We start from the raw sequence: 17386 nt of genomic DNA, 5'->3' as shown, positions 1-17386 counted from the left end.
CACCCGTGACCCACTCAAACCTCCCCGCCGCAGTCCTCTGGGACATGGACGGCACCCTAGTTGATACCGAGCCTTTCTGGATCGAGGCCGAGACCGATCTTGTGGCCTCATTTGGGGGCGTCTGGACCCATGAGGATGCCCTGTCCGTGGTGGGCTCGGGCCTCTGGGAGAGTGCCCGGCTCCTGCAGACCCACGGCGTAAAACTGGGGGTGGATGAGATCGTACAAAATCTGACAGACACCGTGATGTCGCGGATTCGTGCCGAGGGTGCCCCGTATCGTCCGGGCGCTCTGGAGCTCCTGCGGGAACTTCGCGAGGCGGGTATTCCCACCGCGCTGGTCACGATGTCGATTGGCCCGATGGCCTCGCTGGTGGTGGATTCCCTCCCGTTCCCGGGATTTGATCTGCTGGTCACCGGGGACCTGGTGGATAAGCCCAAGCCGCATCCCGAGTCCTATCTGCTGGCCGCCGCGCGCCTGGGTGTGAACCCCGCCGATTGTGTGGCCTTTGAGGATTCACCCCCCGGAATCCGCAGTGCCGCGGACGCCGGAACGGTGGCCGTGGGTATCCCGCATGCGGTCGCGATCCCCGCCCACCCCGATTACATCCTGCGCGAGACCCTCGCCGGGCTCACCCTGGCCGATGTTTGTGCTCTATTTGCCGAGCGTCGTGCCCTCACCCCGGAGAACACCCTATGAGCGTCCTCGACGGCACCCAGCGTCCCCAGAATTCCGGCCCCTTCCGCGTCGGCGATCGGGTTCAGCTCACCGGCCCGAAGAATAAACTGAATACCGTCACGCTTGAGGCCGGGGGAGAGTTCCACTCGCACCGCGGCATCGTGATGCACGATGAGGTCATCGGCCTGCCCGATGGCTCGGTGGTCAAAAACACCGTGGGTGAGGAATACCTCGCGTTGCGCCCCCTGCTGATCGACTTTGTGATGTCGATGCCGCGCGGCGCCGCGATCATCTATCCCAAGGATGCCGCCGCCATTATCGGCGAGGCCGATATCTTCCCGGGTGCCACCGTGGTGGAGGCGGGCGTGGGTTCCGGTGCGCTCTCGCTCTGGCTGCTGCGCGCGATCGGCCCGGCCGGGGAACTGAAGTCCTTTGAGCGTCGCGAGGAATTCGCCGCGGTGGCCCGCGGAAACGTGGCCACGTTCTTTGGCCACGATCCCGCCAACTGGTCGGTCACCGCGGGTGACCTCGCCGAGACCCTGCCCGAGGTTGCGGCCCCCGGTAGCGTGGACCGCGTGGTCCTGGACATGTTGGCGCCCTGGGAATGCCTCGATGTCTGCCTGGATGCGCTGGTCCCCGGTGGGGTGCTGCTGTGCTACGTGGCCACCGTGACCCAGCTCTCCCGCGTGGCCGAGGCCATGCGCGCCACCGGACGCTTCACCAACCCGATCTCCAATGAGACCATGGTGCGCGGCTGGCATGTGGAGGGCCTGGCCGTGCGCCCGGACCACCGCATGATCGCGCATACCGGGTTCCTGATCACCGCGCGTAAGCTCGCCGATGGCACCATCCTCCCCGAGCTGAAGCGTCGCCCGTCCAAATCCGATTTCAGCGCCGAGGATGTTGAGCTGTGGACCCCCGGTTCGCTGGGTGCCCGCGAGGTGAGCGATAAGGCGCTGCGCAAGCGCGTGCGGGCCGCCGAGGCCGCCGCCCAGGCCTCGCGGGACCGCGATTTTGGCGAGACCGAGGGTACGGACACGGCCGAGGGTTCCTCCCCGGCATAATCGGTCGCCTAGACTGTTGCGGGTGGCCCCTCGGGGCCGCCCGCAGAATCCATTTCTGATTAAAGTGAGGTAACGTGCGCACCACTCCCGCACTCATCGTGACCGCCGTGCTGCTGGCCGGCGGATTATCCGCGTGTTCTTCCGCGCCCGTCGCCCAGGATTGCGAGGGCGCCCCGGCCGATGGCAAGGGTGCGCAGCTCGTGCAGGTCTCCGCCCCGGGCGCCGGTGCCCCGCGCGTGAGCTTCCCGACGCCCGTGATCGTGGACGGCCTCGAGCGCCATGTCCTCGTGGAGGGTGACGGCCCCGTGATTGACGCCAATCAGGTCGTCTCGATGAGCTTCACCGTCCTGGACGGAAGCACCGGTCAGGTTGTCCCGGGCTATGAGTGGGCCGAGCCCGCCGTGCGCCTGGTGTCCGAGCTGCCCGAGCCGCTACAGCCGATGGTGGCCTGCGCCACGGGTGGCTCGCAGGTCGCCGGGGTGCTGGGGAACGCGCTGCAGGGGGAGACCCCGGGCGAGATTCACTCGGCCGTATTTGTGGCCCAGATCGATCGCGTTCTCCCGAACCGCGCCACCGGAAAGCCCCGCGCGGTGCGCGAATCGGGCTTCCCCTCGGTGGTGAGTGCCGCCGATGGTACCCCCGGAATCACGATCCCGCGCAGCGAGGCCCCGACCGAGCTGAAGGTTGCGCTCCTTGCCGAGGGTGACGGACCCGTGATCGGCGACGATACCGCATTTGCGATGCAGTTCACCGGTGCCTCCTGGACCGAGCGCACCATCTTCGCCTCCACCTGGGAGAAGGGTTCGCCGATGGGCGCACGGCTCTCGACCCTTAGCCCAGGAATGGCCGAGGCCCTCAAGGGACAGAAGCTTGGTTCCCGCGTCCTTATGGTGGTCCCGGCCGATCAGGACGTGACCGCCGGTGGCGCCGGCCTGGGTGCCCCCGCGGGCACCACCGCCGTTTATGTGGTGGATCTGCTCGGCGAACTCTAGGCAGCACGGCATTCGAATATTTATTCGAATACCGCCGCCCGCCCGAAACTGCGCGTCGTTCCCGAAAATTCGGGGGCGGCGCGCATTTTCTTTGCGTCGCGGCTCTCCCCTCCGCCGCCCGCAACCGGGTACACTGAAACTGTGTTCGAATCAAAGCCTCCCGCGCCTGCCCGCGTTCCCGTAGAGGAGCGCCTGTTTAGCCTGGTCCTGGCGCTCCTCGCCAGCGAGCAGGGCCTCACCAAATCCGAGGTGCTCTCGAGTGTGCAGGGCTATCGCCAGCGCTTTAATCGCGGCGGCGATAACACCAGCCTCGAACGCCAGTTCGAGCGCGATAAGGACGATATCCGCGAGCTGGGCATCCCCCTGGAAACGGTCGAGACCCCGGGGGAGGCCGGCAATAATCAGCTGCTGCGCTATCGCATTCCCAAGGGTGAATACGATCTGCCCGCCGAGATCACGTTCTCCCCGGCGGAGATCACCATGCTCTCCCTGGCCTCCACCGTATGGCGCGAGGGCTCGCTCTCGGGGGAGTCGCAGCGGGCGCTGCATAAGCTCCGCTCGCTGGGTATCGATTCCACCGATCCGCTGATCGGCTATGCCCCGCGCCTGCGCACCCGCGAAAACGCCTTTGGCCCCCTCAGTGCGGCCATGGAAAAGCGCGTGGAGGTCACGTTTGACTACCTCAAGCCCGGCGATGCCGCGCCGCGCACCCGCACGGTGGCCCCGCTGGCGCTGGTGCAGCACGAGGGGCGCTGGCATGTGCACGGGAATGACCGTGATGCCGGGGGCCCGCGTACCTATTTGCTCTCCCGCATCATCGGCACGGTCTCCGCCACCCGGCGCTCCTTCCCCGAGGATCCCACGGGTCGCGCCGAGGCCGCCCTGGCCGCCCTGCGCGAGCTCTATGCCGCCCAGGTGGCGGTGCTAGACGTGCTGCCCGGAAGCGAGGCCGCGCGCCGCCTGCGCGTGCGTGCGGAGGTCGTTGAGGCCACCACCTACCGGGTGCACTATACCGACCCCAATATTTTCGCCGATGAACTCGCCGGTTTTGGCCCGGAGGTTTTGGTGAGGGAGCCCGAGTCCCTGCGCTCCGCCGTGATCTCCCGCCTCACCCGCACCCTCGCCGATCACGGCACGGAAGGAAGCCCCGCATGAGCGAGCCCAGCACCCCGGCCATTCAGGGCCGCGACCGCCTCGCCTTTTTGCTGTCCCTGGTGCCGTATCTGATCGAGCATGAGCAGGTCTCGGTTTCGGACGCCGCGGCACATTTTGGTGTCTCGGAGACCCTCGTTCGCGAGTCGGTACGGCTGATCGCCGTCTCGGGTGTGCCCGGCGAGACCAGCAGCTATCAGCATGAGGACCTCTTCGATATCGACTGGGATCTACTGGAGCAGCGCGATCAGATCGTCCTGACCCACCTCGTGGTGCTGGACGATTCGCCGCGTTTTTCCGCGCGCGAGGCCGCGGCCCTGATCGCCGGCCTGCAGTATCTCTCGGCGCTGCCCGGGGACGGCGGCGATGAGGTGATCGATTCCCTCATGGCCAAGCTCACCGCGGGCTCCTCCGGGAACCCCGCGCAGGTGGCCGTGAGTGCCTCACCCGCCACCGCCGCCCTCGAGCCGGTGCGTCGCGCGCTGAGCGAGCGCCGCGAGCTGGAATTTGACTATCTCAGCTCGGATGGCGGCCGCCAGCATCGCACGGTGGACCCGCTGCGCGTGGAGTCCCTCGACCAAGACTGGTACCTGCGCGGCTGGTGCCATCTGCGTCAGGCCGTGCGCACATTCCGCCTGGATCGCATGGCCTCCGTGGTGGTGGGCGAGGCCACGGCCCGCCATGCGGAATCCGATCTCAGCATCCCCGAGGCCTTTTTCCATCCCTCCGAGACCGATCTCACGGTCTCGGTGAATATCGATCATGCGGCCCTGCCGATGATCGCGGAGTTTTTCACCGCCGAGTCGAAGATCCACGACGAGGGCGGGCGCGCTCGCGTAAACCTCCGGCTGGGGCATGTGCACGGCTTTAAACGGGTCATCGCGGGGCTCAGCGGACTCGCCGAGGTCACCGATCCGGGCTCGGCCCGGCGCGAGGTGGCGGCCTGGGCCCGCGAGGCACTCGCCCGCTATGGGGATACGGCGCGTCCCGAGGATTCACGATAGACTTGCGGGCAGACCCCGTCAGACAATAAAAGGAATGATCATGCAAAACATCCTGAGTGGATGGCACCTTCCGGTAGTCCTCTTCATCATCCTGCTGATCTGGGGTGGACCCAAGCTTCCCGGTCTGGCCCGCAGCCTCGGCCAGTCGATGAATATCTTCAAGTCCGAGATTCGTTCCGGCAAGAAGTCCGAGGGTGACAACACCTCGGATGCGCCCGCCGAGAGTGCCGGTAACTCCACTCTCGACAGCGACTCCTCCCACAAGAACTAGTTCGTGGCCGTCGGTTCTGCGCCGACCAAGAACCGCGAGGGGCGGATGTCCCTCGGTCAGCATCTGGTCGAACTTCGAAAGCGCCTGTTTATCAGTGCCCTCGCCATCGTGGTGGGCATGGGTATCGGTTTTTATTTTTCCGGTATGGCCATCGTGGAGATTTCGCGGCCCATTCAGGAGCTCGCGCAGGAAAGTGGCAAGGCCCTCCTGAACTTCGATACGGTCACCTCCCCGTTTGATCTGCGGATGAAGGTCGCCCTCACGCTGGGCACCGTGATCTCCTCGCCGGTATGGCTCTACCAGATCTGGGCCTATTTTATGCCCGCCCTGACCCGCAAGGAGATCGGCTATGCGCTGGGTTTCCTCGGCGCCGCTATCCCGCTGTTTCTTGCGGGCTGTTTTGCGGGCTGGTGGGTTTTCCCCCGCATCATCGAGGTCATGGCCTGGTTCACCCCCGAGGGGGCGGCCAATATTTATCAGGCGGGCTATTATTACGACTTTGTCCTGAAGCTCATCCTCGCGGTGGGTATCGCGTTTGTGCTGCCGGTGCTGCTGGTGCTGCTGAATTTTGTGGGTGTGCTCAGTGCCCGCGGAATCATCGGCGGCTGGCGCTGGGCCATCCTGGGCATCACGCTGTTCTGTGCCATGGCCACCCCCGCCGCCGATGTCGTCTCGATGTTTATTCTTGCGGCACCGATGGTGGTCCTCTACTTTGCCGCCTGGGCAATCGCCTGGGTGCACGATCGTCGGGTGGCTAAACGCCTCCAGCGCGAATTCGAAACGGAATCCTCCCAGTGAGTAGCTCTCCCCAAACCACGCCCGAAGCCGCCCCGCCCTCCGCCGCCGAGAGATTCGCCGCGCATAAGGCCAAGACGCCACTGGTCACCGCGTTTGTGGAGAGGCAAAAATTTGCGCTAGATCCCTTCCAGCTGGCCGCGGCCGCAAGCGTGGAGGCCGGAAATAGCGTGCTGGTCGCGGCACCCACGGGGGCCGGCAAAACGATCATCGCGGAGTTTGCGATCTATGCGGCGATGCAGGGCCCCGCCGCGAAGGTGTTTTATACGGCGCCAATGAAGGCGCTGAGCAATCAGAAATATAACGAGCTGGTGGCCGAATACGGGGCCGATCAGGTCGGGCTGCTGACCGGGGATAGCAATATCAACTCGGGCGCCCGGATCGTGGTGATGACCACCGAGGTCCTGCGCAATATGCTTTATGCCGGTTCGGGCCTCCTGGATCACCTGGCCTATGTGGTCATGGACGAGGTGCACTATCTTGCCGATCGGTTCCGCGGCGCCGTCTGGGAGGAGGTCATCATCCACCTTCCGCGCTCGGTGCGGCTGATCGCCCTGAGCGCCACGGTATCCAACGCCGAGGAGTTTGGTGACTGGCTGCAGGCTGTGCGGGGCAATACCGAGGTGATTGTCTCCGAGGAGCGCCCGGTTCCCCTGGATCAGCACGTGCTGGTGCGCGGCAAGTTGATCGAGATGTTCCAGACCGAATATCGCGGGGATACCCGCACCGTGAACCCCGAGTTTATCCGCCTGGTGCAGGGAAACTCGGGCGGGCATAAGAGCCGCCGCCAGCGCGAATACGAAAAATATAATCGCCGCAGCCTGCCGGGTCACGGTAACCTCGACCGTGCGGGGCTTGTGGATCTGCTCGGCGAGTCCGATCTGCTGCCCGCGATCTTTTTTATCTTCAGCCGCGTGGGCTGCGATCAGGCCGTGCGCCAGGTCCTGCGTTCGGGCGTGCGCCTCACCACCCACGAGGAACGGCGGGAGATCCGCGAGTTTGTGGACGAACGCTGCCGCACCCTGCTCGAGGAGGACCTCGCGGTCCTCGGTTATTGGGAGTGGCGCGATGGCCTGGAGCGCGGCGTGGCCGCCCATCACGCCGGCCTGCTGCCCGCCTTTAAAGAGGTGGTGGAGGAGCTGTTCCGCCGCAAGCTGGTGAAGGTGGTTTTTGCCACGGAAACCCTCGCGCTGGGGATTAATATGCCCGCGCGCACGGTGGTCCTGGAAAAGCTGGAAAAATTTAACGGCGAGGCCCGCGTGCCGATCACGCCGGGGGAGTATACCCAGCTCACCGGGCGGGCCGGCCGCCGCGGGATCGATGTGGAGGGCCATGCGGTCATCCATTGGCGCGAGGAACTGAACGCGGAGGCCGTGGCCTCGCTCGCGTCCAAGCGCACCTATCCGCTGAAATCGAGCTTCCGCCCCACCTATAACATGGCCGTGAACCTGATCGATCAATTCGGTCGGGGCCGCGCCCGCACCATCCTGGAGTCCTCGTTTGCGCAGTTCCAGGCCGACCGCGACGTGGTGGGCCTGGCCCGCAAGGTGGAGGAGCAGAAGGCCTCCCTGGCCGGCTATGCCGCGTCGATGCAGTGCCACCTGGGCGATTTTGCGGCCTATGCGCGCGTGCGCCGCGAGCTGACCGATCTGGAACGCAAATCCAATGAGCGCACCAGCCGTGCCAATCACGAGCGGCGCCAGAAGCGCCTGACCGAGCTGCGCGCGGAGATGCGCGAGCACCCGTGTCATAACTGTCCCGATCGGGAAAAGCACGCCCGCTGGGCCGAGCGCTGGTGGAAGCTGAAGCGCTCCACCGATCAGCTCAGCCGGCAGATCAGCGAGCGCACGGGGGCGGTGGCGCGGGTATTTGACCGCATCACCGACGTGCTGCTGGAGCGCGAATATCTGGAGCGCGATAGCAATGGCGCCCTGATCCTCAGCAAGAGCGGGATCATCCTTAAGCGCATCTATGGTGAGCGCGACCTGCTCATCGCCGAGGCGCTGCGCCGCGGCCTGTGGACCACCCTGAACCCCGAGTCGCTTGCGGCGATGGCCAGCTGCCTGGTCTTTGAGCCGCGCCGCGATAACGGCAACCCCGATGAGCGCTATCTGCCCGGCGGCGCGTTCCGAGATGCGCTGCGCGCCTCGGAGACGCTCTGGTCCCAGCTGGACGATGCCGAACAGGCCCACCACCTGCCCGGCAGCGAGCCCCTCGCCACCGGCCTGGCCAGCGCGATGTTTGACTGGGCCCGCGGGGAGCACCTGGATAACGTATTGCGCGAGGCCGATATGGCCGCGGGAGACTTTGTGCGCTGGTGCAAGCAGACCATCGACCTGCTGGATCAGCTCTCGATGGTCGCCGATGCGCCCGTGGCCGGTAATGCCCGCAAGGCCCTCGATCAGATTCGCCGCGGCATCGTGGCCTATAGCTCAATCTAATGCGCACCCGTTTTGATTCCTGGCAATCGCTCGACCGCTCCGGCCCCTGGCGTTCGCGCCTGAGCCCGCGCCCGCTCCCGGGGGATCCAGCCCCGAGCACGGGCACGTTCTGGGCCCTGCTGCTGGCCCTGGGCTCGGGGCCGGTACTGAATGCAGCCTTCCCGGCGCTGGGCCTCTGGCCGCTGAGCTTCCTGGGCATGGGCATGATCCTCTGGGCGATCCAGGGCCGCGGCTTCTGGGCCGGAACCGGCCTCGGGATGCTCGCGGGCCTCGGCTTTTATCTGTCCCATGTGGCCTGGACGGCGCTCTATCTGGGCCCGATTCCCTGGCTGGCACTCTCCACCCTGGAGGCGATCTTCTTTGCGCTGGGATGTGGCCTGATTGCCGTGGCCTATCGCCTCGTGCCGCGCGCCTGGCCCGGCCGTTCCGGGCAGTTCCTGCTCCCGGTCATCATCGCTGCACTCTGGGTCACCCGAGAGTATATTGCGGGGAACTGGCCCTATGGCGGATTCGCCTGGGGCCGGCTCGCACTGGCGCATTCGGAGAGCCCGTTTGCGGCGCTGGCCAGCTGGCTGGGCGTGAGCGGTCTAAGCTTTATCATCGCGCTGATTGCCGCCTCCGCGGTGGCGCTGCTGCGCTCGGGTGTGCTGGCCACCCCGGCCCGACTCCTGCTTCCGGCGCTCCTGGTGGCCGCGCTCGGCGCGGTCCCGGTTTTTGCCGTGGAGCAGGTGGGCACCAGCCGCATCGCCGCGGTGCAGGGCAACGGCAAGGCCGGCTATTTTGATGAGCGCGACCCCGGGGACGTGCTGTCCGCGCAGATCCAGGCCACGCTGCCGCTGCAAAACGATGCGGTGGATATGGTGGTCTGGCCGGAAAACGGCACCGATCTGGACCCGATGCAATATCCGGAGGCCTCGGGGGCGCTGAACTATCTCACGGCGCTGCTGAATGCCCCGATCATCACGGGAACGATTGCCGAACGCGAGGGTAAGTTTTATAACTCCTCGATTCTGTGGATGCCCGAGACCGGCCCGGAAACCTATTACGATAAGGTCCGCCCGATCCCGTTTGGCGAGTATGTTCCCGATCGCGAGTTTTGGACGCCGTTTGCGCCCGACCTGATCAACCTGATCGGCCGCGACTATACCCCCGGCACCGTGGATAATATTTTTGATATCAACGGCACGATCGCGGCGATTTCCATCTGCTTCGATATCGTGGACGATAACCTGCTGCGCGATGCTGTCTCCCGCGGAGCCCAGGTGATTCTGGCGCAGACCAATAACGCCGATTTTGGTCGTACCGAGGAGAATCAGCAGCAGCTCGCGATTGCGCGGCTGCGGGCCATCGAGACCGGGCGTGCGCTCGTGAATATCTCCACCGTGGGCACCAGCCAGATGATTAACTCCGATGGCTCAACGCTCGCCGAGATTGCGCCCTATGAGCCGGGCTATATGGTCGAGAATGTTCCGCTGCATCGGGGTAATACCCCGGCGGTGGTGCTCGGCGCCGCCCTCAACACGGGCATCATTATTTTTGCGGTGGCCGGAGTGGTCCTGATGCTGGGCCTGGGTCGCCGCCCCCGCCGCTAGCGCAAAAAAACGCCCGGCCGGAGGATATCCGGTCGGGCGCGTACTGCGGGGATGGGGGAGTGGGAGCCTAGGCGCCCACCTTTTTCTGGCCGCGACGTTCGCGGAGATAGCTGAGGCGCTCATCGAGCAGCACCTGAAGCTCCTCGCGGCTGCGGCGTTCCAGGAGCATGTCCCAGTGGGTGCGCACCTGCTTTTGTTCGCTGGGGTCCAGGGTGATCGGCTCGGCGCCAACCATCAGGACCGCCTGCTCGCCGCATTTGCGGCATTCCCAGGTATCGGGGGCTTCGGCATCGGCCGCAAAAACCAGTCCGGTTTCGTGGCCGCATTTGGGGCATAGGTAGATGTGCTTTTCTCGGTCCGAGAAAATGACACCCTCTTCACTCTGAAGGCTTTGTGCGCCCAGGCGCATTCCGCGCAAACTGCGATCTGCCATTATGTGGTCTCCTCTCGCGTGCTTGCCAGTTATATCGCTTTAGTCTGAAAGAAGCATCCTAATTACTCGGGTTTCACACACCTTACACTCAGTTTGAGGATTTTTTCCCACGTTGGCGCACAATTCCTGCCGCGAGGTCGGCGCGATCGGTGATCAGCCCGTCCACACCCATGGCCAGCAGGCGTGCCATCTCGGAGGGGTCATTCACGGTCCAAATATGCACCTCCACGCCGTGCTCGTGGCAGAGCTCGATCAGGCGCGGCGTGAGCACCCGGATGCCGGCAAATTTTACGGGCAGCTGCACAGCCTGAACGCCGCGCAGGCCCGAGCGGGCAATGCGCGGCAGGTGCAGCGCCAATCCGAGGATCAGCCGGATCACCCCCGACTGGCTCGCGGAGGAGGCCACCCCGGGGAGCAGGGCGCGGGCGGCGCGCGCACGATGGTCGTTAAACGAGGTGATGAGCACTCGATCGCCCGCCCCGGCACCCCGAATCGCCGCCGCGGCCGGGGCGATCACCGCATTTTCTTTAACGTCGATATTAAACCGGGCCGCGGGGAACTCGCGCAGCACGCCCTCCAGGGTGGGGATCTCGAACCCGGCCCCGGTGACCGGATCGCGCAGCTCGGCGAGCGTCCGCTCGGAGAGGCGCACGCGGCGCCCCCCGCGGCGGTAGTGGGCGTCGTGGAAGAGCACAGCGACCCCATCGGCCGTGATCCGGGTATCGGTCTCCAGGTGCGTGGCCCCGGCCCGCAGGGCCAGGGCAAAAGACTCGGTGGAGTTCTCGGATACGGCAACGGCCAGGCCCCGGTGCGCAAACACGCGGGGACTGGCCGTGGCAAAAAACGAGGAGGAGACCTTAGTCACCCGAACCCTCGGGCTTGATCTTGGTATAACCCAGGGCCGCCGCGATCTCGGCGGGAATCTCCGGCAGGGCGGAGGGCGCCGCGGGGGAGCCGGCTCCCGGCGTGGGCTCGCCGTTCTTCGGGGTGAAGGCCCCGCCGATGCCCTTCAGCGCCTCGGTGAGCTCGGACGGGATGATCCAGAGCTTATTGGCCGAACCATCGGCGAGCTTGGGCAGCGTCTGCAGGTACTGATAGGCCAGCAGCTTATTATCGGGGTTTCCCTCGTGGATCGAGGCGAAGACCGTCTTAATGGCCTCGGCCTCACCATTGGCGCGGAGGACCGCGGCCTGGGCCTCACCCTCGGCGCGGAGGATATCGGACTGCCGGGCTCCCTCGGCCTCGAGGATCGCGGACTGCTTGGTTCCCTCGGAGATGAGGATCGCGGCACGCTTATCCCGCTCGGCACGCATCTGCTTCTCCATGGAATCCTGGATCGACAGGGGCGGATCGATGGCCTTCAGCTCCACACGACCCACGCGGATGCCCCATTTGCCGGTGGCCTCGTCCAGGACGATGCGCAGCTGTCCGTTGATGTTATCGCGGCTGGTCAGCGCCTCCTCGAGGTTAAGCCCACCCACGACGTTTCGCAGCGTGGTGGTGGTGAGCTGTTCCACGGCACCCAGGTAGTTGGCGATCTCATAGGTCGCGGCGCGCGCGTCGGTGACCTGGAAATACACCACGGTATCGATCGAGACCACGAGGTTATCCTCGGTGATCACGGGCTGGGGCGGGAAGGAGACAACCTGCTCGCGCATATCGATCAGCGGGCGAAGCCGGTCGATAAACGGAACCAGGATATTCAGGCCCGGCTGCAGGGTCTTGTGATAGCGCCCGAGGCGCTCCACGATGCCGCTCTGCGACTGCGGGATGATCCGCACGGCGCGCGAGATAACAACCAGCACAAAGATAATGACGATGACAAGGGCGATGAGCCCCACGATGGTTCCGGCGGACATGCCGTCGGAGATGTCGAGTTTATTCATTTAAACAACCTGTTCGGGTTTCACGAGCGCGGTGGCTCCGTCGATAACGGCGACGGTGATGGGGGTCCCGGGTTCAAGGGCGCTGCCCGGGGCGGAGCTTTCGGTGCGGGCGGTCCAGGTATCGCCATTGGCGAGCTTCACCAGGCCGGTGCCGGCCGAGACGGTCTCCAGGACCGTGCCCCCGAGGCCGATCAGGGCATCGAGGTTGCTCTTGGTGGGATCCCCGCCGCGCTGGAGGGCGCGGAGTAGGGGAGGCCGGACGAGGAAGATCAGCAGCATTGCGGCGACACCCGCGATGATGATCTGCCCGTACCAGGGGACCTGGATGACGCCGCTGAGCAGCCCGATGAAGCTTCCGATGGCCAACATCAGGAACGTAAATTCCAGGGTGAGCATCTCGATGATGATGAATATGAGGATCAGCGCAAGCCACGCGATCCAGATATACGGTGTGATCTCCATATCGGGTCCAGTTCTTCCTGGGCTCTCGGCGAGAACTCTTTGTATAAACCTATCAGTTGGGCCCGCGAAGTTTGGGGGAGTGGCACCAATTAAGCCGCCGTCCCTTTGGTAGTCTCTACGAGGGCCCGTGCCCCCATTTTTTTATCCGCTGCCACTCAAGGAGCAAAAGTACAGTGTCTGAAATCCTCACCCCGGGAAGCCTGTCCGGTAAAAACGTCCTCGTGACCGGATCTTCGCGGGGAGTGGGCGCCGATACCGTGCGCTACTTTGCCGAGGCCGGCGCCAATGTTGTGATCAACTTCCGTAATAAGGAGGCCCGCGCGGTGAAGCTCGCCGAGCAGATCCGCGAGGCCGGTGGCACCGCGATCAGCGTGGGTGCCGACCTGACCGATCCCGCGTCCGTGGCCGAGCTGATGGCGACCATCGCGGCCGAGTATGGCTCGCTGGATATCCTCGTGCTTAACGCCTCGGGCGGCATGGAATCCGGCATGGCCGAGGATTATGCCCTGACGCTGAACCGCGATGCCCAGCTGAACGTGCTGGAGGCCGCACGCCCGCTGCTGTCTGCCGGTTCGCGCGTGGTTTTTGTGACCAGCCACCAGGCCCACTTTATTAAGACCACCCCGACCATGCCCGAGTACCTGCCGGTCGCGCTGTCCAAGCGCGCGGGCGAGGATGCGCTGCGCGAGCAGATCCCCGCGCTCACCGAGGCGGGTATCGAGTTTATTGTGGTCTCGGGCGACATGATCGAGGGAACCATCACGGCCACGCTGCTGGACCGGATGAACCCCGGCGCGATTGCCGAGCGCCGGGCACAGGCCGGCAAGCTCTATAACGTGGCCGAGTTTGCCGCCGAGGTGGCCCTCGCCGCCGTGGAGCCCGTCCCCGCGGATAACACTCGCCTGGTTGGCGATACCGCGAGCTTCGGCGGCTAAACGCCGTCAAAAAAGGGCCCCGCCATCGGCGGGGCCCTTTTTTAGGTGGCTACTTGCCGTGGCGGCCAAACAGGAAGGCCTGAACGATCTGCACCACGCCGGCCACGATCATCATGATGGCCACAAAGACCAGCAGGACGGCCGCGGTGGTCACGGGAATGAAAAAGACGAGCACACCGGCGACGATGCTGATGATTCCGTAGACCACGGCGAACCAGCGTGCGCGGTCGTTGCTGCGGTCGGCCAGCGAGGCGATACCCTCGATGACCCAGGTGATTCCGATGACCATGGCCAGAACCGCGGCACCAAAGACCGGGTTGGCGAGGGTATAGATACCACCGATGATCAGCAGCGCACCGAGGATTCCGGTGAAGATGCGGGCGGCAGTGCCGGATTCCTTGGCGAGAATCGTGGTGGTCAGGCGCAGGATTCCGGCCACGATGAAGTAGAGACCAAAGAGCCAACCCACGGCGACGAGGGCGGAACCGGGCTGGGCGAGGATCAGAATACCCACGAGGATTCCGATGGCCCCGGTCACGATGAGACCGGCGCGAATGCCGCGAACCGCCTTCTCCGGGAGGCTCCGGGTGTCGATAACCGTATTGCTTGTCATGGTGCGCGTGCCTTTCGATGGGGGATGGGCCGCGGCGATTTCCCCGGGTCCCCTGTGTGTTAACTGAGAGCTTAGTGCTCGGTAAGTTGCATTTCTAGGCTTTTAAGCGGCTCGGCGGCGCGCGCCGGACACCCGGTTATGGGGGCAACCGGGCGGGCGGCATGAATACGGGGCGGAGAGGTTGGTATAACGCCGACGCCCGCACCCCGTTCGAGGGGTGCGGGCGAGGTGTATTGGGGGAGTGGCCGGGGGTTTAAGACTTAAACCCCCGGCTCGCGGCTAGCGACCGGCGATGCCGGCCTTGGCCACGGGGCCCGCGTGGTGGGTGAGGAAGAGGATTCCCAGCACCAGCCAGACGCCACCCAGGACGGCAATCGGCGCATAGACGCCCGGGCCGCTCCAGCCAAATACGAGGATCAGGACGCCGGCGACGGCGAGCCCCAGGCCGAGGATGATGATCGGCAGCGTGCCACCCTCCACGGGCTCCTCGCGGCGCTGGCCGGGACGCGGCGCATAAACATCCTGCGCGTGAACCGTCTGCGGCTGGGTGCGGGTCAGGGCAACGGCGCCAATAAAGCAGGACACCGCAAAAACAAGAAACAGGCAACCCAGGGCGATCACCATGAGGGCGATATTGGTATCGTGCACGACGACGTGTCTCCTTGAGATTATGAAGCGGGATGGAGCGACGGTGTGAGCGCGCCGCCCGCACGGCGGAGGCCGTGCGCCGATATTCTCTCAGGATCGGCATGATTCCGGGCATAATTGGCCGAAACTGTCCCGTCCCCGGAAATTACCCGATTGCGCCGATAATGCACATTATGTCAAGTAACGTGTATTGGGGTCCTTCCCCGGGCCGCGGGGGCTATCGGGAAGGCCGATTGCGCATTAGCGTGAGACTAACGCAGAAACTCCACCGGACCCCCGAGAGGAAACGCTCATGACCGCCTTCGCCGGAACCGCAATTCCCCGCCTCGTGATCGGCGTGATGCCCGGTCAGGCGGCCGTGGTCATCGATACCGCACTCGGTGCCGCCGCGGCCATGAACGCCCGCGCGATCTTCGCCTATGTGCAGCGCGGGAGCGCGCTGATCGAACAGGCCGATTTTTCGGCCCGCGACTCCCTCTCGCTCTCCCCCGAGGCCGATGAGGAATCCGGCCGCATCCTGGCCGGCCTGCGCGCGTATATCGCCGCCCGGCCGGATGCCGCGCGCGTGGACTGGAAACTCGTGGAGCTCGGCGGCGATCCCGTCCGCGCCCTGGATCGGCTGGCCGAGGCCGAGGACGCCGCGATGATCGTGATGGGCGGCGTGCGCCGCGGCTTCGCCCACCGCGCCGAGGACCTGATCGGCGGCTCCCCCGCCACCTGGCTCGCCCGCCATCAGCTACGCCCCGTCCTGGTGGTACCCGATGACCGCGGCCCCCGCATCGATCCCGAACGCCCCGAGGCCACACCCGAGGAGACGACCTCCTAGCGGCGGCAGCAAAACGGCCGGGCCACTCCCCCACGGGAATGGCCCGGCCGTTCTATTTTTAGTAGACCGCGGGCTCGGTGCTGATTCCGGCCCGGCGTCGGCGGCGCAGCATCGACCAGTACACGATCCCCAGCAGGGCAAACCAGGCCGGGGTCAGGGCTACGGCCATCAGGGTGTCCTCCTTCTGGGTCAGGGCCCAGAGGATAAAGGCAAAAAACGCAAACACCATGATGCAGGCGGGAATGCCGCCGGGCATCTTAAACTTCGAGGCCGCGTGCAGCTCCGGACGCTTCCGGCGATACACGATATAGGAGGCCAGGATGATCGACCAGACAAAGATGAACAGCACCGAGGAGATGGTGGTCACGATGGTAAACGCCTCGATAATGCCGTTTCCCGTATACAACAGCACCACGCCCGAGAGCAGGAAAACACAGGAGAAGAACAGCGCGTTTACCGGCACCTTGCGGCTGCTGAGCTTGGCCAGGCGCTTGGGTGCGTCGCCATTGCTCGCGAGGCCAAAAATCATCCGCGATGTTGAATAAATGCCACTATTGGCGCTGGAGGCCGCCGAGGTCAGCACCACAAAATTCACCACGCTCGCCGCGATCGCCAGCCCGGCCAGGGCAAACATCGCCACAAACGGGCTCTCCCCCGCCTTAATCTCGTTCCAGGGCGTGACCGTGAGGATCACAAAGAGCGCGCCCACATAAAACAGGATGATCCGGATCGGGATCGAGTTAATCGCCTTGGGCAGGTTCTTCTCGGGGTTCTTGGTCTCGGCCGCCGCGGTACCCACCAGCTCGATACCCACAAACGCAAATACAGCGATCTGGAAGCCGGCCACAAAGCCCATGAAGCCGTTCGGGAACAGCCCGTCAAACTCCCAGAGGTTGGAGATCTTGGCCACGTGACCCTCGGGGGAAACAAACGAGGTGGCGAGCATATAGATACCCACCGCGATCAGCGCGATGATCGCAATGATCTTGACCAGCGCAAACCAGAACTCGGTCTCGCCAAAATTGCGCACGGTGGGCAGGTTAAGCACCAACAGCAGCACGATCAGCGCGAGCGCCGGGACCCACTGCCACAGGTCGGGCCACCAGAACTTGGCATAGCCGGCCACGGCGATCACATCAGCCACTCCCGTGACGATCCAACACAGCCAATACGTCCAGCCCGTGAAAAACGTGGCCCAGGGCCCCAACAGATCGCCGGCAAAATCCGCAAAGGAACGATAGTTCAGATTGGAGAGCAGGAGCTCCCCGAGCGCCCGCATCACAAAAAACAGCATGAACCCGATCACCGCGTAGACGATCAGGATGCTGGGTCCGGCGAGCGAGATCGTTTTACCCGATCCCATAAACAGGCCGGTGCCGATCGCCCCGCCGATTGCAATCAGCTGCAGATGGCGATTCGAGAGGTTACGCGCCAGGTGCGGCTGCGTGGGTATCGAGTTTGTTAACGGCTCCGCCTGAAACGGCACCGCGGTAACGTCTTTTTTTCTCCGTGCCATGAGGCCCCTCCAACAGAAATGTGTTCGTCGTTGAACATCCGGCGAGCCTAACAGATTGTATACAAATAGCGAGCGTTTT

18 protein-coding genes are annotated in these 17386 nt (G+C 64.7%); 11 read left to right on the top strand and 7 right to left on the bottom strand.

Translation table 11 applies throughout. The annotated features are described in order from the left end of the window. Positions 1 to 5 precede the first annotated feature (5 nt). The 9 genes from KXZ72_RS03005 to lnt all read left to right on the top strand — a co-directional run bounded on the left by KXZ72_RS03005 (position 6) and on the right by lnt (position 9988). On the top strand, positions 6 to 698 hold the full coding sequence (locus KXZ72_RS03005) for an HAD family hydrolase (protein ID WP_404823661.1): 693 nt from the start codon (positions 6 to 8) through the stop codon (positions 696 to 698). Continuing rightward, entirely contained in the window at positions 695 to 1741 is a 1047-nt protein-coding gene (locus KXZ72_RS03000) for a tRNA (adenine-N1)-methyltransferase (protein WP_226082256.1), read from the top strand. The genes KXZ72_RS03005 and KXZ72_RS03000 overlap by 4 nt, the downstream gene beginning before the upstream one ends. 74 nt (positions 1742 to 1815) lie before the next feature. Continuing rightward, on the top strand, positions 1816 to 2733 hold the full coding sequence (locus tag KXZ72_RS02995; RefSeq protein WP_226082255.1) for an FKBP-type peptidyl-prolyl cis-trans isomerase: 918 nt from the start codon (positions 1816 to 1818) through the stop codon (positions 2731 to 2733). Between the two features lie 141 nt (positions 2734 to 2874). Then, positions 2875 to 3888, top strand: coding sequence for a helix-turn-helix transcriptional regulator (locus tag KXZ72_RS02990; RefSeq protein WP_226082254.1), 1014 nt, complete (start codon positions 2875 to 2877; stop codon positions 3886 to 3888). Further along, positions 3885 to 4889: a helix-turn-helix transcriptional regulator gene (locus tag KXZ72_RS02985; RefSeq protein ID WP_226082253.1), complete on the top strand. Its 1005-nt coding sequence runs from the start codon at positions 3885 to 3887 to the stop codon at positions 4887 to 4889. The genes KXZ72_RS02990 and KXZ72_RS02985 overlap by 4 nt, the downstream gene beginning before the upstream one ends. Before the next feature lie 34 nt (positions 4890 to 4923). Then, positions 4924 to 5160, top strand: coding sequence for a twin-arginine translocase TatA/TatE family subunit (locus tag KXZ72_RS02980; RefSeq protein ID WP_226082252.1), 237 nt, complete (start codon positions 4924 to 4926; stop codon positions 5158 to 5160). A 3-nt stretch (positions 5161 to 5163) separates the two neighbouring features. Further along, positions 5164 to 5958: a twin-arginine translocase subunit TatC gene (tatC, locus tag KXZ72_RS02975; protein WP_318999880.1), complete on the top strand. Its 795-nt coding sequence runs from the start codon at positions 5164 to 5166 to the stop codon at positions 5956 to 5958. Next, positions 5955 to 8396: a DEAD/DEAH box helicase gene (locus tag KXZ72_RS02970; protein ID WP_226082251.1), complete on the top strand. Its 2442-nt coding sequence runs from the start codon at positions 5955 to 5957 to the stop codon at positions 8394 to 8396. Before tatC ends, KXZ72_RS02970 begins: the two co-directional genes overlap by 4 nt. Continuing rightward, positions 8396 to 9988, top strand: coding sequence for an apolipoprotein N-acyltransferase (gene lnt, locus KXZ72_RS02965; RefSeq protein WP_226082250.1), 1593 nt, complete (start codon positions 8396 to 8398; stop codon positions 9986 to 9988). Before KXZ72_RS02970 ends, lnt begins: the two co-directional genes overlap by 1 nt. A gap of 67 nt (positions 9989 to 10055) precedes the next feature. Here lnt and KXZ72_RS02960 read toward each other — a convergent pair whose 3' ends face one another. The 4 genes from KXZ72_RS02960 to KXZ72_RS02945 all read right to left on the bottom strand — a co-directional run bounded on the left by KXZ72_RS02960 (position 10056) and on the right by KXZ72_RS02945 (position 12769). Then, positions 10056 to 10421, bottom strand: a complete 366-nt coding sequence (locus KXZ72_RS02960; RefSeq protein ID WP_226082249.1) for an RNA polymerase-binding protein RbpA — start codon at positions 10419 to 10421, stop codon at positions 10056 to 10058. Between the two features lie 88 nt (positions 10422 to 10509). Next, on the bottom strand, positions 10510 to 11286 hold the full coding sequence (locus KXZ72_RS02955; protein ID WP_226082248.1) for a glycerophosphodiester phosphodiesterase family protein: 777 nt from the start codon (positions 11284 to 11286) through the stop codon (positions 10510 to 10512). Then, the gene (locus KXZ72_RS02950) at positions 11279 to 12280 is read right to left on the bottom strand and encodes an SPFH domain-containing protein (protein ID WP_226083401.1); all 1002 of its coding nucleotides are present in this window, start codon (positions 12278 to 12280) and stop codon (positions 11279 to 11281) included. Before KXZ72_RS02950 ends, KXZ72_RS02955 begins: the two co-directional genes overlap by 8 nt. 27 nt (positions 12281 to 12307) lie before the next feature. Continuing rightward, positions 12308 to 12769: an NfeD family protein gene (locus KXZ72_RS02945; protein ID WP_226082247.1), complete on the bottom strand. Its 462-nt coding sequence runs from the start codon at positions 12767 to 12769 to the stop codon at positions 12308 to 12310. Between the two features lie 173 nt (positions 12770 to 12942). On the opposite strand from KXZ72_RS02945, the gene KXZ72_RS02940 reads away from it, so the two are divergent. Beyond that, the gene (locus tag KXZ72_RS02940) at positions 12943 to 13704 is read left to right on the top strand and encodes an SDR family oxidoreductase (protein ID WP_226082246.1); all 762 of its coding nucleotides are present in this window, start codon (positions 12943 to 12945) and stop codon (positions 13702 to 13704) included. Between the two features lie 49 nt (positions 13705 to 13753). Here KXZ72_RS02940 and KXZ72_RS02935 read toward each other — a convergent pair whose 3' ends face one another. Further along, a complete protein-coding gene (locus tag KXZ72_RS02935; RefSeq protein ID WP_226082245.1) occupies positions 13754 to 14317 on the bottom strand; it encodes an HdeD family acid-resistance protein in 564 nt (187 codons plus the stop codon). 279 nt (positions 14318 to 14596) lie between these two features. After that, entirely contained in the window at positions 14597 to 14965 is a 369-nt protein-coding gene (locus tag KXZ72_RS02930) for a hypothetical protein (protein ID WP_226082244.1), read from the bottom strand. A gap of 292 nt (positions 14966 to 15257) precedes the next feature. Here KXZ72_RS02930 and KXZ72_RS02925 point away from each other — a divergent pair, with 292 nt between their 5' ends. Next, entirely contained in the window at positions 15258 to 15791 is a 534-nt protein-coding gene (locus KXZ72_RS02925) for a universal stress protein (RefSeq protein WP_226082243.1), read from the top strand. A gap of 58 nt (positions 15792 to 15849) precedes the next feature. On the opposite strand, the gene cycA is transcribed toward KXZ72_RS02925, so the two are convergent. Next, complete coding sequence (gene cycA, locus KXZ72_RS02920) at positions 15850 to 17307, bottom strand: D-serine/D-alanine/glycine transporter (RefSeq protein WP_226082242.1); 1458 nt, start codon at positions 17305 to 17307, stop codon at positions 15850 to 15852. Between the last annotated feature and the right edge of the window lie 79 nt (positions 17308 to 17386).

Source organism: Mycetocola spongiae, assembly GCF_020424085.1.
Lineage (GTDB): Bacteria > Actinomycetota > Actinomycetes > Actinomycetales > Microbacteriaceae > Mycetocola > Mycetocola spongiae.
Note: the sequence above shows the minus strand (reverse complement) of the source record. Positions and strands in the feature narration are given on the sequence as shown.

Bases quoted from the DNA above. Each gene is read 5' to 3' on its own strand.
- KXZ72_RS03000 (WP_226082256.1), top strand. From the start codon at position 695: ATGAGCGTCCTCGACGGCACCCAGCGTCCCCAGAATTCCGGCCCCTTC.
- KXZ72_RS02985 (WP_226082253.1), top strand. From the start codon at position 3,885: ATGAGCGAGCCCAGCACCCCGGCCATTCAGGGCCGCGACCGCCTCGCC.
- KXZ72_RS02980 (WP_226082252.1), top strand. From the start codon at position 4,924: ATGATCATGCAAAACATCCTGAGTGGATGGCACCTTCCGGTAGTCCTC.
- lnt (WP_226082250.1), top strand. From the start codon at position 8,396: ATGCGCACCCGTTTTGATTCCTGGCAATCGCTCGACCGCTCCGGCCCC.
- KXZ72_RS02960 (WP_226082249.1), bottom strand. From the start codon at position 10,421: ATGGCAGATCGCAGTTTGCGCGGAATGCGCCTGGGCGCACAAAGCCTT.
- KXZ72_RS02950 (WP_226083401.1), bottom strand. From the start codon at position 12,280: ATGTCCGCCGGAACCATCGTGGGGCTCATCGCCCTTGTCATCGTCATT.
- KXZ72_RS02945 (WP_226082247.1), bottom strand. From the start codon at position 12,769: ATGGAGATCACACCGTATATCTGGATCGCGTGGCTTGCGCTGATCCTC.
- KXZ72_RS02935 (WP_226082245.1), bottom strand. From the start codon at position 14,317: ATGACAAGCAATACGGTTATCGACACCCGGAGCCTCCCGGAGAAGGCG.
- KXZ72_RS02925 (WP_226082243.1), top strand. From the start codon at position 15,258: ATGACCGCCTTCGCCGGAACCGCAATTCCCCGCCTCGTGATCGGCGTG.
- cycA (WP_226082242.1), bottom strand. From the start codon at position 17,307: ATGGCACGGAGAAAAAAAGACGTTACCGCGGTGCCGTTTCAGGCGGAG.